The sequence below is a fragment of the Aquimarina amphilecti genome (genome assembly GCF_900109375.1).
GTDB lineage: Bacteria > Bacteroidota > Bacteroidia > Flavobacteriales > Flavobacteriaceae > Aquimarina > Aquimarina amphilecti.
In genome coordinates, this window is sequence record NZ_FOAB01000001.1 from 948,146 (window position 1) to 962,671 (window position 14,526).

9 protein-coding genes are annotated in these 14,526 nt (G+C 31.5%); 3 read left to right on the plus strand and 6 right to left on the minus strand.

Annotated features, from left to right (window positions below; all coding sequences use genetic code 11):
* Window positions 1–82: 82 nt before the first annotated feature.
* Window positions 83–1,960: a M61 family metallopeptidase gene (locus BMY33_RS04180; protein WP_091405963.1), complete on the minus strand. Its 1,878-nt coding sequence runs from the start codon at window positions 1,958–1,960 to the stop codon at window positions 83–85.
* 126 nt (window positions 1,961–2,086) lie between these two features.
* Here BMY33_RS04180 and BMY33_RS04185 point away from each other — a divergent pair, with 126 nt between their 5' ends.
* A complete protein-coding gene (locus BMY33_RS04185; protein WP_244542974.1) occupies window positions 2,087–2,851 on the plus strand; it encodes an alpha/beta fold hydrolase in 765 nt (254 codons plus the stop codon).
* 96 nt (window positions 2,852–2,947) lie between these two features.
* Complete coding sequence (locus BMY33_RS04190; protein WP_091405964.1) at window positions 2,948–5,389, plus strand: alpha/beta hydrolase family protein; 2,442 nt, start codon at window positions 2,948–2,950, stop codon at window positions 5,387–5,389.
* Window positions 5,390–5,464: 75 nt separating this feature from the next.
* Here the strand turns inward: BMY33_RS04190 and BMY33_RS04195 are convergent, their stop codons facing one another.
* The 3 genes from BMY33_RS04195 to ychF all read right to left on the minus strand — a co-directional run bounded on the left by BMY33_RS04195 (window position 5,465) and on the right by ychF (window position 9,917).
* A complete protein-coding gene (locus tag BMY33_RS04195) occupies window positions 5,465–7,654 on the minus strand; it encodes a tetratricopeptide repeat-containing hybrid sensor histidine kinase/response regulator (RefSeq protein ID WP_091405966.1) in 2,190 nt (729 codons plus the stop codon).
* A 156-nt stretch (window positions 7,655–7,810) separates the two neighbouring features.
* Window positions 7,811–8,701, minus strand: coding sequence for a DMT family transporter (locus tag BMY33_RS04200; RefSeq protein ID WP_091405968.1), 891 nt, complete (start codon window positions 8,699–8,701; stop codon window positions 7,811–7,813).
* Window positions 8,702–8,822: 121 nt separating this feature from the next.
* On the minus strand, window positions 8,823–9,917 hold the full coding sequence (ychF, locus tag BMY33_RS04205) for a redox-regulated ATPase YchF (protein WP_091405969.1): 1,095 nt from the start codon (window positions 9,915–9,917) through the stop codon (window positions 8,823–8,825).
* 201 nt (window positions 9,918–10,118) lie between these two features.
* Here ychF and BMY33_RS04210 point away from each other — a divergent pair, with 201 nt between their 5' ends.
* Window positions 10,119–10,667: a hypothetical protein gene (locus tag BMY33_RS04210; protein ID WP_091405971.1), complete on the plus strand. Its 549-nt coding sequence runs from the start codon at window positions 10,119–10,121 to the stop codon at window positions 10,665–10,667.
* A gap of 84 nt (window positions 10,668–10,751) precedes the next feature.
* Here BMY33_RS04210 and BMY33_RS04215 read toward each other — a convergent pair whose 3' ends face one another.
* The gene (locus BMY33_RS04215) at window positions 10,752–12,104 is read right to left on the minus strand and encodes an RICIN domain-containing protein (RefSeq protein WP_170836998.1); all 1,353 of its coding nucleotides are present in this window, start codon (window positions 12,102–12,104) and stop codon (window positions 10,752–10,754) included.
* 341 nt (window positions 12,105–12,445) lie between these two features.
* Window positions 12,446–14,410 (minus strand): polysaccharide lyase family 7 protein, encoded by a 1,965-nt coding sequence (locus BMY33_RS04220; RefSeq protein ID WP_091405974.1) that lies wholly within the window; start codon window positions 14,408–14,410, stop codon window positions 12,446–12,448.
* Between the last annotated feature and the right edge of the window lie 116 nt (window positions 14,411–14,526).

Genomic DNA, 14,526 nt, shown 5'->3' on the forward strand with positions numbered 1-14,526 from the left:
ATTAAAAATTTAGAAAACTAGTGCTAATAAAAAAACGGATCTATTTGATCCGTTTTTTTATTAGCACTAAATTCTTTGACAACTATCCTTTTAACCAAGCTTCGCGCAATGTAAGTTGTTCTTTTGTTGGGTTTTCGACATCACTCAAAGATTTACCTTTGGTATAAGATTTAGTAAGATTAGTCTTTACTATAATTTCTTTTCCCGCTCTATCTAATTTCACTTCAACCTCATCACCCACTTGCCACTGTAATGTTCCTTGTAATACAGAATTTGCATTTAACAACGTTAATTGAGTTCCGTTAACCTCCTTTATTACATCAAATGGTTGTACTCCGTTATCTGCCCAAAAACTATTGTCAGTTACTTCTTCTGTAAAAAATATAGTTCCTTTATCCTGATCACCTCCTACAATTATCGAACTACCATTTCGAACATAATCTGTTTCGATATTTTTCACTCCAACAGAAAGACCTACTTTCTTAAAAAAGTCATTATAATTTATAGGAGTATCTCCAACCACATGAGTTTTTAAGAAATCTTCTATGGAAGGGTACGTCATAGAAACAATTTCCTCAATTATTTTATCATCTTCAAAAGGCTTATTCTTACCATATTTTAGAGATAACTCTTTCATTAGAGATAAAATACCACGATTTCCTGAACTTTCTTCTCTCATTAATATATCAATACACATACCTATCAAAGCGCCTTTTTCATAGACATTTGCATAATTTTTAGCATAAGGCTCATTCAATATATTTTCGCTCATTACAGTAAAACTCATAGCATCATCGAATAAACTTGCAGATTCGATTTTACCCATCATTTTAGTATAAAACTCATCTTCTTCAACTAAATTCTGATTTACTTGAAAAACACTAGCAAAATATTCTGTAACTCCTTCATACATCCATAAATGTTTAGAAAAAGTAGGATCATTATAGTCAAAATAGTGTACATCTTCCGAGTGCACACTTAATGGGGTAACAATATGAAAAAACTCATGAGATACTACATCTATCATTGCAGATGCTAGTGCATCTTCCGGTATCGCTTCTGGTAATACTACCACAGTGGATGTATGATGCTCCAATGCTCCGAAACCAGTAGGAGCAGTTTGCGATTGAGGTGCTAAATATAAATAGATATCATACCTAGGAGTACTATCGATATCTCCCAAATACTTTTTCTGAGCCTTCATCATTTTGAAAACTGTTTCCTTAATCCCTGCTGCAGTATATGTTTTGTTAGGAGAATATACACTTAATACAATTTTAATCCCTCCTACTTCGAATTCTTCTACATCTAACTTACCATACATCATTGGATTATCAGTAATATCAAAATATCGGGCAGCAAAATACTTATCTATTGTCACCGTACCATCTTCATTTTTCTCAGAACCAATATTCTGCAAAGCTGAAGTTCGTTGCATATTAGTTGGCGCTTTAACTTGAAGAGAATATTGATTGTTTTTCAACACATCGAAATACCCAATAAATCCATGCAAGTTTAATACAAAATTGTCTTCTTCTATATTAGTTCCGGATGGAGAAAAAGGTGTTCCCACGCCTGTATTTTCGATATCATAGGTATCATTAACTTCATATACAATTTTATCAAGTTGTTTAGCATTTGCTATCAACCAAGTATTTGCATCAACCTTTTCTGTTTTTAGTTCTACTCCATTATAATCTAGTGCTCTAAAACCATCAATAAACTTTCCAAAATCACTAACTGCATATGTCCCTTGCACAACCTTCGGAAGGTAATATTTAACTGTGTCCTGTAAAAAACGTCCTGGATTAATGACGACAGGAACTTTATCATCTGCAACTTTTGTTAAATCAACTTCTGTGGTTATTGGAGTTTTAGAGGCGATATCATTTTTTTGATTAACCGATCCACATCCAATTAGCAAAAAACTAATGGTTAATGATAATAATACTTTTTTCATTTATTCAATCTATTTATAATGCTAGACGCAAAAAAAATACGCGTGTTACAACTTTGATCATGCAAAATATATAATTTGTATAGACTTTAACCTATTTTTGATCATTATTTACTTATACATATCACTTTGGATATTTTTATTGATGCGAATAGAATACGACTTTCTGATGATCCTAAATCATTCAATCACTCAAAACCTACAATTTTATTTCTACACGATTCTCTAGGATGCATAGAACTTTGGAGAAATTTCCCAAATAAAATAAAAGAGGTTACTAATTGTAATGTTCTTTCTTATGATCGCCAAGGTTATGGAAAATCGGATGGATTTTCACAAACTGAACGAGACAAAGATTACCTGAAAACGGAAGCCAATATATTGGCAAAGTTAATTGACATATTAAGGTTAAAAGAAGTTATACTTTTTGGTCATAGCGATGGTGGAACTATTGCACTACTAACTGCAGCTCTATACCCAGAGAAAATCAAAGGGATTATTACAGAAGGGGCTCATGTCTTCGTAGAAAAACAAACTTTACAGGGAGTTCGTGAAGCTAAAATTGCTTATAAAACGACCAACTTAAAAGATAAATTAACCAAATACCACTATAAAAACACTGAAGATGTATTTATAATGTGGACAGACACCTGGCTTTCTCCTCAATTTATTGATTGGAATATCGAGAGTTACCTTAGTCAAATAGAATGTAATTCTCTAATAATACAAGGAGAAAATGATGAATATGGGACTTTAGCACAAGTTCATAGTATTGTACAAAAAACATCAGGGAAATCTGAACCTTTTATTATTCCTAATATCGGACATACTCCTCATAAAGAAGCAACTGAGCTCGTATTACAAAAAACTACCAACTTTGTCCTAAATTTATAAATTCGTGGCAATACACCCTTGCAAAAACACCTAAAACCCAATGTTTGATGAATTAAATTTCTATTTTTGAGAAGTCATATAAAACTTAAAAAAAACATGAAATTCATCAAATCATTTTTAATTATACTGTTTGTGGGTTCAGTATCACATGCTCAAGAAAATTTAGAGTATCAAAAACCTGTAAAAGAAATTTTAGATCTAGTAGATGTACCTCTGGCACCGTCTATACGAATTGATCAAAAAGGAGAACATATGATTTTTCTTTATAGAGATGGGTATAAAACTATCACAGAGTTATCAGAAAAAGAAATGCGTTTAGCTGGATTAAGGATAAATCCCAAGACTAATATTTCTAGTCGTACAAACTACTATAATAACATCAAATTAAAGAAAATTGATGGTGAACCTATACAGGTAACTGGACTTCCTTCTAATCCAAGAATATCAAATATATCATGGTCTCCCAATCAAACTAAAGCTGCATTTACCAATACAGCTGGTAATGGTGTAGAATTATGGGTTTTAGATATAAAAAATAATAAAGCAACTAAAATAACAGAAGCTACCTTAAATGCTAATATTGGTTCTCCGTTTAGATGGTTTAAGGATGATTCTTCTTTATTAGTAAAGTTTCTACCTAATAAAAAGAAGGATCTAATTAACGTAGATGAAGCTATCCCATCCGGACCGACGATTTCTATCAGTGAAGGAACAAAAGCACAAAATAGAACATATCAGGATTTATTAAAAAATCCAAACGATGAGTATAATTTTGAGCAATTAGCAACTTCAGAAATATTTAAAGTAAATCTTGATGGTACCAAAAAATCTTGGTCTAAAACAGGAATGATTCGTAATTATTCTTTTTCTCCTGATGGAAACTATGTAATGGTCACTGAAATAAAAAAACCATTTTCATATTTAGTTCCTTATTATCGTTTTCCTCAAGAAACTACTATTTATAAAAGTACTGGTGATCTTTTTAAAACTATTAATAAAGTTCCTATTGATGAAGTGCGCCCTAAAGGTTTTATGGCTACAAGAACTGGAAAAAGATCTATTAGTTGGAGAACAGATAAACCATCTACTCTAATTTGGGCAGAAGCCTTAGATAAAGGTGATCCAAATATAGAAGTTGAATATAGAGATGAAGTTTTTCAACAAGATGCACCTTTCGATGGTACACCAAAATCAATACTAAAAACGATCAATAGATATAGCGGAATACAATGGAGTTCTGATAAAAACATAGCTTTTGCTTATGATTATTGGTGGAATACAAGAAATACAAAAACGTATGCTTTTAATCCAAACGAATCCTCTAAAAAACCCCAAATCATCCACGATAGAAATTACCAAGATAGATATAATGATCCTGGAAACTTCGTAACTGCAAGAAATGAATTTGGACGTTCTGTAGTAGAAATTAATAAAGGAAATATATACTTAATGGGAGATGGTTATACTAAAGAAGGGCAATTTCCTTTTGTTGATGAATTAAGTATAAAAGATAAAACTACTAAGAGGATATATACTTCCTCATATACCGATAAAGTAGAAAACATCTATTTTGCAACTAATATAGAAAAAGGAGAATTTCTTGTAGGAATTGAATCCCCAAGTGAATATCCTAACTATTATATAAGAAATATAAACGCTAAGGACCAAGTAAAACAAATTACTAATTTTGCTAATCCTTTTGCTGCACTACAAGGTGTACATAAAGAAGTTATTAAGTATAAACGAGATGATGGATTAGAGTTATCGGGTACGTTATACTTACCTATTGGATATGATAAAACAAAAAAGGAAAAAATGCCAATGATTTTATGGGCATATCCTGAAGAATTTAAAGATAAAAAAAGTGCTTCTCAATCAACTTCTAATCCAAATGAATTTACTTACCCTTGGTGGGGTTCTATGGTGTATTGGGTTACTAGAGGATACGTAGTATTGGATGACGCTTCTTTCCCTATTGTAGGGGAAGGCGATGAAGAACCGAATGATTCTTTTAGAAAACAATTAGTGGCTAATGCAAAAGCGGCAATTGACGCTGTTGATAATCTAGGATATATAGATAGAGATCGAGTTGCTGTAGGAGGACATTCTTATGGAGCTTTTATGACTGCTAACTTATTATCACATTCAAACCTTTTTGCAGCTGGTATTGCTCGAAGTGGTGCATATAACAGAACATTAACGCCTTTTGGTTTCCAAAGTGAAGAAAGAAGTTATTGGGAAGCTCCCGAAGTGTATAATACAATGTCGCCATTTATGCACGCTGATAAGATGAAGACTCCTCTTCTTCTTATACATGGAAAAGCGGATAATAACTCTGGAACGTATCCATTGCAAAGTGAACGTTATTTTAATGCTTTAAAAGGCTTAGGAGCAACTGCTAGACTTATCATGCTGCCGAAAGAAAGTCATGGATATAGAGCTAAAGAATCAATCTTACATCTTTTATGGGAACAAGACCAATGGCTTGAAAAATATGTGAAAAATAAAAAAAATAAACTTCCTGAAGGGACTAACTAATCATGCATAATGGTGTCAAAAGAAATTTATTTTTCTGGCACCATTTATCTTTATTTAGAATACAAAATTTAAAAATTAGGGGATTAAATTTTTAGAAATGATATCTCTAAGATCATTTTTATTTAATGGTTTATTTATAATATCATTCATCCCTATTGCTAAACACTCTTCCTGCACTTCTCCCAACTCGGCAGCTGTTAACGCTATAATAGGAGTTGTTTTATCAAACTCTCTAATTCTTTTCGTTGCTTCACTACCATTAAGATATGGCATATTAAGATCCATTAATATAAGATCAAAATCTTCTTTTTTGACCATTTGTATAGCATTAAAACCATTTTCTACTATAACACAATCATATCCAATTAAACTCAATAAATTTTTAGTAACTATCTGATTGATCTTATTATCCTCTGCTACTAAAATTCTTCGGTATACATTAGTTTCTCCATTATTTCGATCATTTGAAGACTGATCTTCTCCTTCTTCTAAAATCTCCAACTCTAAATCGAAATAGAATTTTGTACCTCTACCCTCATTACTTTCTAGATAGACTTTACTATCCATCATTTGTAATAGGTTTTTCACAATAGAAAGTCCTAAACCGGTACCTTCTACATTATTTGATTCTCTATCAACTTGAGAAAATTTTTCAAAAACAAAGTCCTTTTTATCTTCAGGAATTCCCACACCACTATCTTCTACCTCATATCTAATATTTATTGTATTACTCTCCTTATTTAATATTTTAATTCTAAGCCATATCCTACCATTTTCAGTAAACTTTGATGCATTACCAATTAAATTAATCAGGATCTCTGATAACCTAAGCGAATCAACATTTAATGAATCTGGTAAATCGTTAGGAACTTCTAAAATAAGTTCGTTATCCTTACTCTTTGCTTGATATTCAAATGAGTTCAGTAAATTTTGAGAAAGTTTAAATAAATTTGTCGGAGTTTTTGCTAATCGTACCTTATTAGATTCTATTTTACTAATCTGTAATACATTGTTTATCAGGTTCAAAAGATAATCTCCTGAAAACTTTAATGAACCTAATAATTGCCTGTGTTTTTCTAACACATCTTCATCCTCCAACAATAAAGAAGTAATCCCAACTACACCATAAAGCGGCGTTCTTAGTTCATGACTTACAGTAGAAATAAATTGAGATTTTACTTGAGTAAGCTTTTCTGCTTCTGCCTTTGCTTCGATAAGCTCCACATTCTTATCTTTTAATACATCATTCAATTTTTTCTTTGATCTATAACCTATATATAGAAAAAAAGCAGTGGCAAATAAAAATATCAAACCAGCAACAGAAATAATATTAATAGTCCTATTATTCTTAACCATTTTGGTTTGGTACTCTTTTTCTGTTTTTGCTATTTCTAATTCCCTTTCGTACTCATCTACACTAAAACTAACTCTTGCAACTTCTATCTGTTTTAATTTCTCTTTATTATATACTTTATCTTTATACTCTTGATAACGCTTAATATCTTTATATGCTTCTCCTAAGTTGCCTTGTTTTTCATACATCTCCGCTCTAGCTTCATAAATATAGGATAATTCCAATAACATATTATGCCGTTCAGCTATTTTGAGAGATTCGTGAAAAAATTCTTCAGCATCTTTAATATTATTCTGGCTTAATGCTAACCTTCCTTTCAGGTAATACACCTCACAATATCCTTCTACATCTTTATTTTCTACTACTAATTTTTGGGCTTCTTCTAAATAAGGAATAGCTTGGTCATATTCTTTCGCATCAATATATGTCCAAGCTAAATTAATTATAGGAGTCATATACTCCTGCGAATTATTAAGTAGCTTACCTAACTTAGTTGCTTTGTTATAATAAACTAACGAAGTTTCTAGATCCTTGTATCCGTCAGAGTATACATTACCTAAACCATTATTATTCCATAAAATCAACAATGAATCATTTGCCTTTTCGGCATATTTCAATGATTTCCTGAAATATTGTTCAGCATTCTTGTAGTCAACCAGCGTTTCATAATTATATCCCATTAAATAATAAGCCTCTGATTTATAATGATCATTACCTAACTCATGAGCATAATTAGCTGCTTTAATAGCATACTCTAGCGATTCTTTAATTTTATACTCAAATGTCAAATTGTTTGATGTATCAATCAAATATTGTAAACTATCATTAATAGGAAATTTGGATTCTTGCTGACTATAAATCAGAAAAGGAATAGAGAATATTAGATATACAAGTAATAATTTTTTCCTCAAAATACGCGGTTTTGATTGACTAGTTGTGATACTATATAATGCTATAAATTACTAACAAAAGTGATTAATCTCCTATGTTAATTTACTAAAAAAAGTAGAATATATATTAATTTATTCTTTTAAGATTAAAATTAACCAATAAATAACTGATGGTTTTTACCTTTTTTTTGTGGTAATATAAATCCCTAAAATCACAATTCCTGCTCCTATAATTTGTAATAATGATAAACTTTCTTCTAAAACAAAAAACGCCAATAGTATTGTGGATATAGGGCCTAAACTACCTATGATTGCAACATTAGAAGCTCCTAAACGGGCAATTGCCCAAGAAATAAGATATGAGGGAATTATTGTAGAAAAAAAAGCCATCAAAATACTTAGAACATATACCTCTATTGGATAACTTAAAAGGTCACTTCTATCAAAAATTAGATATTGAGAGATAATACATAAAGAGGATATAATCATCGCATATGAAGTAAAAACTACAACTCCAAACTTTGGTATTAACCAACCGCTACCCACTAAATAAATTGCATAAGTAAGTGCACTTAAAAAGATTAAAAATACTCCAGATGCGAGATTTGGAATATCCAACTTAAGTTCTTGCCAGAACGTGATCAATACCCCTACATAAGTAATGATTATAGCAATTAATTGTCGTTTCGTTATTTTATGTTTTAGAAATACCCTAGAGATTATAAGTACTAGAGTTGGATATACAAACAAAATTATTCGCTCTAATCCGGCTTTAATATATTGTAAACCAAGAAAGTCAAAATAACTAGCTAAATAGTATCCTATAAATCCAAAAAACACAATCCATAAATAATCTTTCCCTCCTAAACCCTCGTTAGAAGAAGGCTTATTAAACTGTGCTATAATAATATAAACAGGTAAGGAAAATGACATTCTAAATAATAATAAATGCTCTGAACTCACTTGATATCTATAAGCCATCTTTACCATAACTGCCTTTGCAGAAAATAAAATAACACCAATGATTGCTAATATGATACCTAAAGAGATTTGTTTAGATTTTTGCATCCTATAAAATTAATCTCAATATTCTCCACAGTTTTTGTAAATATTTCCTATTTACGATGTCCAACAAAAAACCTCTTGAAAACATTCAAGAGGTTCCTATAAAAAATAACTTTTATATCTTTTATACGTTAAATAAGAAATGCATCACATCGCCATCATTAACTATATATCCTTTTCCTTCTACTCCTAGCTTTCCTGCTTCTTTAACTTTAGATTCACTGCCAAAAGAAACATAATCGCTGTACTTAATAACTTCTGCACGAATAAATCCTTTTTCGAAATCTGTATGAATAACACCAGCCGCTTGAGGAGCTGTAGAACCTATAGGAATTGTCCAAGCTCTTACTTCTTTTACACCGGCCGTAAAATACGTTTGTTGATTTAACAATTTATAAGCTGCACGAATTAATACCGATGATCCAGCTTCTTCCAATCCCATATCCTGAAGAAACATTTGTCTTTCTTCGTAATCTTCAAGTTCAGTTATATCTGCTTCCGTTCCTACTGCTAGAATAATTACTTCTGCATTTTCTGTAGCTACAGCTTCTTTTACTCTTTTTACATGATCATTTCCATTAACCGCAGCACCTTCATCTACATTACATACATATAAGACAGGTTTATCAGTTATAAACTGTAATGGTTTTACAAATTCAGTGTGGTCATCCTCAGAAACTTCTATAGCTCTTACAGAAGACCCTGTTTCTAAGCCACCTTTTAACTTCAGTAATATTGCCTCTTCTTTCTGAGCTTCTTTATTACCAGTTTTAGCCGCCCTTTTTATCTTATCTAACTTTTTTTCAAGAGTTTCTAAGTCCTTTAATTGTAATTCAATGTCTATCGTTTCCTTATCACGAATAGGGTCTATAGATCCATCAACATGAACTATATTATCATTATCAAAACAACGCAAAACATGTATAATCGCATCAGTTTCTCTAATATTACCTAAGAACTGATTTCCTAAACCTTCCCCTTTACTTGCCCCTTTAACCAAACCTGCTATATCCACAATCTCTACAGTAGCTGGTATGACACGTTCAGGATTTACTAATTCTTCAAGTTTTTCTAATCTCGGATCAGGCACATTTACAACACCTATATTAGGCTCTATTGTACAAAATGGAAAGTTTGCACTTTGTGCTTTCGCATTAGACAAACAATTAAAAAGTGTTGATTTTCCTACGTTTGGCAATCCAACTATTCCTGCTTTCATATTAATGGTATATATAAGGGCAAATATGATATTTGCTCGAATTTTTGAGAGTGCAAAGATAACAGTATTAACGTATAGTATACAAATACTACCTAAAGAGATTATGTAATAAGAAATAAATACCTACATACTGACAAAATAATTATTCTAAAACGATCTCATTACATTTTTGTAATTTTACAATACCAAATAAATAAACCAATGAAAGCTATTAAAAATATTATGGTAATAATTCTTTTCTTTTCGGGGTTTATAACCTACGCACAATCAGAAGAGAATAAAGAAGAAGAAAAACCTGAAGCACCTAAACCTAAGGAAAATTCTTCTGAAGAAGTTGTAACAAAAATCATCAGGATCAAAGGCGCTAATGGAGAAGAAAAAGTAATTAAACAACAACAAGTAATCACTAAAAAAAGTGAGGTTAAGCTTAATCCAAATGAAGAGGATAATGAAACCAACAGGACTGCAGTTTATGCACCACAAAAGGTATCTGTGAAAAATTCTGGAACAACGTCTAATGAAAAAATATACAGTAGTGTTCCTGATGGTACTGGGTATATATTAACTCTAATTGATGAAAAAGGAGAGAAAATATCAAAAGCAAAACTTCTTTCTAATGGCTATTATCTAATAAATAGTGGTCTTAAAGACAATTGTTTAGGGCATTTTGATGAATCTAAAAATTTGATTTTGGAAACTTACAATTCTGTTACTGATTCTATTTTGACTCTAACTTACAAATTAAAATAAAAAGTATTATTTATTACATAAAAAAAGACCGTCTAAATAAATTTAGACGGTCAAAAGTAATATATATTAACTATTTCTGGATAATTAATTATTCGGAGATACAACTAAATTTTTAATCAATACCTGACCATAAACATTAGAGTTTTCATGACTACTACTTGTCGATTGTAAATAACAACCTGCCTTAAAATAGTTTTCATTAGCATTTCCAATATCAACAGACTCGAATAACTCTTCTATTCTATTACCACTATTATTTAAGTTATATAATCTAACAACTCCATTACTCATTGTTAACTCGAAGTAGTACTCAGTATCCATTTGCATATTAAAATTAATTGTTCTTCCACTTCCTTCAATTTCTTCAGTAACATACCCTAATATTCTTAAATCTACAGATCCAGAATTTTGACCGCCATTACCTTGAACCTGAACTCTAATTACATCATCGTAAGAATCATCTCTCTCATGAATTTGCCCAAAAGCTAATTTACCAGAAGGAGGTAAATCTTCAATTTTAAACCTCCACTTCATGGAGTGTTCTGTATTTGTATTACCGTTCCAATAACCATCTCCTCCATTAATTACTTCTCTCAATTCCGACCTAGGGTTACTAGACCCTCCAGAAGTTGGATTTCCTGGGTAACATCTAAAGGCCGCAAATCCATCTTTTTCGAAAAAGAAATGACTTTCATTTTTACTTGCATTATCCGCATAGTTTAACCCATTATCATTACTCCCAACACTTAAACTACCACTAAAACCATTTAATTTCCAACCGCTTCCAATAATACCAGCTGCAGTTCCACCTGTTGGTGGTGGTGGATTAATAGTACCTCCTACTTCGGTGAAAAACCATTTTTGACTATCCCATCCGCTGTAAGCCCATTGATCCGCATTACTTCCATTTGATGTTCCTCCTACTCGTAAACTTTTCCCACTATCTCTATTTTTTAATCTAAAATATCCATTCCCCACAGAAAGTATTTGCCACTGTTGGTGCGTTGTTCCTTGATAAGCCCATTGCTGAACATTGGCTCCATTGGAATTATTACCTCCAGAAACTTCTAATGATTTACCGCTATCTACCCCTTTTAAACGTACGTAACCATTACCAACAGAAAGTATTTGCCACTGTCTATGGGTAGCACTTGTATTAGCATCTGTTCCCCATACTTGAAGATTTGCACCATTATTATTACTCCCAGCAGCAATATCTAATGTACGTCCACTTTTTAAATTTTTAATAGTGTAGATTTTTCCAACAACAGGTGTAGCTTTTGCTTCGAGAGTTTGATCATTGATAATAGAATCTTCTGAATCAATAAATTCTTCATTTTCACAAGAAATTCCAACCAATATTAAAGTAAAAGCCAGGAAAATTTTAGTGAAAAAATGCAAACCGGATGCACTTTTTTTTCTACGAAAAGTTTTCATAATTGTTAGTTTTGAATTATTCATAATATTTGTGTTAAATATTTGGTGCACCAATAATTTAATTGGTCAACCAATTTAGTTATCACAATAGTAAGAATTTAATTACACAACTCAAACGTTTTCGTAAAATATTTGTAATTTATTATATATATTGTTAAAATTTTAACCAAAATAACATTGAATTCATACTTTTTAAAACCAAATCTTAACATAAATTCTTTTGAACCAATTCTGTAAGCATTAGAAAATTCAGAATAAACTATGCGATTATAACAGCATCATATATATAAAAAAGACCGCCTAATTATTAAGCGGTCCAATATTCTTTATTTTAAAACAAATTAATTATCTGGAGATACCTCTAAATCTTTAATCAATACCTGACCATAAACATCGGAGCTTTCATGACTACTATTTGTTGATTGTAAATAACATCCAGCTTTAAAGTAATTTTCATTAGCATTTCCTATATCTATAGATTGAAATAATTCCTCTACTCTATTTCCATTATTATCTAGATCGTATAAAGTAACAATCCCATTACTCATCGTTAACTCAAAATAATACTCTGTATCTAATTGCATATCAAAATCAATCGTTCTCCCTTCACGATCTTCCACTTTCTCAGTCACATACCCTAATATTCTCAAATCTACTGTTCCAGAGCTTTGACCAGCATCTCCTTGTACCTGAACTCTTATAACATCATCGTAAAAATCATCTTTCTCATGAATTTGACCAAACGCTAATTTACCAGAAGGTGGTAAATTTTCTACTTTAAACTTCCACTTCATTGAATGTTCTGTATTTGTATTACCATTCCAATAACCATCTCCTCCATTAATAACCTCTCTCAATTCGGATCTAGAGTTACTTGATCCTCCAGAGGTAGGATTCCCTGGATAACACTTAAATGCCGCGAATCCATCCTTTTCAAAAAAGAAATGACTTTCGTTTTTACTTGCATTATCTGCATAATCTAATCCGTTATCATTACTACCAATATTTAAAGAACCTGTAAATCCATTTAACTTCCATCCAGGACCTATAATACTAGCAGCTGTCCCTCCTGGCGGTGGTGGACCATGTGGTATTGCATTTATAACTTTACTAGCAGAAACATTACCTGAATTATCTATCGCAACTACAGTAAATGTATAATTAGTACCGTTAATCAAGTTATTAATTGTCACACTTTCTCCAAAAGAAGTTACCTCTCCTCCATCATATGTAATTCGTACATTATTGAGATCAGAATCTCTAGGGTTATTCCAATTTAAAGCAACAGAATTATTACCAGCTACTGCATTTAACTCTGATACTGACCCAGGAGGAGTTGTATCATCTTCATCGCTGTCTTCATCGTTTCCATAAATTTCAGTTTCTATAATACTATTCCAACTATTTTTAGAATTACCAAAACTGGATATTCTTACGTACCTAACATCAACATCTTCAAAATCAAAAGTTTCTAACCCTTCTGTTATTCCACTACTTCCAATAGTTTTTGCATCAAATACTGTAGTTAATGAAGATGTAGAATTACCCACTCTGATTTTAAAATAAGCTTCTCTTTCATCTCCTTTAAACCAAGCTATTTTTACACTTGATATCGTTTTTATTGTACCTAAATCATATGTGATATACTTACCTGTATACCCATTAGATGACCATCTTGATTCTGTGTTTTCAATCTCACCATCCACTGTGTTTTCTGGTCCATATCCAGTTTGATTTCCGTTTGCAGAAACACTAATTGGTATTATCTGACCTGGCGCTGCTGGTCCATCTATCAAAGTACTATTAAGAGAGAAGTCATCAAAACGAACATCTCCACTGATTCTTGTTCCTAAAATAGTCACTGAAGAAGAGCTTCCACTGTTGAATGTAATAAAAACTTCTTCAAAATCATCTGTATCAAAATCATTTGATTGTCCTCCAACAGAAAGTTCTCCATTTCCTTTTACCCAAGCTTTCAGGACATAATCAGTATTTCTACTAACATCAACAGTTTGTTCTATTGTACCCGAAGAACTAGATACTTTACCTGATTTGCTCCCCGATTTTCCCTCACTCGAGATTGCATAATTGTCTGGATCTCCCCAATTAACTTCTCCAAGTTCAAAACCAGGGTTTTGAATTGGTATAGAAATTCTAACTTCTGAATCACCTTTTATAGTTTCCAATAGTTCATCACTAATCTGTTCATTTGTACAGCTTGTCACTGAAATGAATAGTATTAAAATAAAAGCTGAAATAGAAAACAAAAGGGGGATTTCTTTTCTAATAATTAATGTTTTTTTCATTGTTAATGATCGTTTTTAATGCTTACGCTTGTTAAAAGTTATAGGTTAAATTTAAATGGAAAACCAATTCATTAATTGGTCAACCAATTTTTGTGCAATGATAATAATTTAGACCA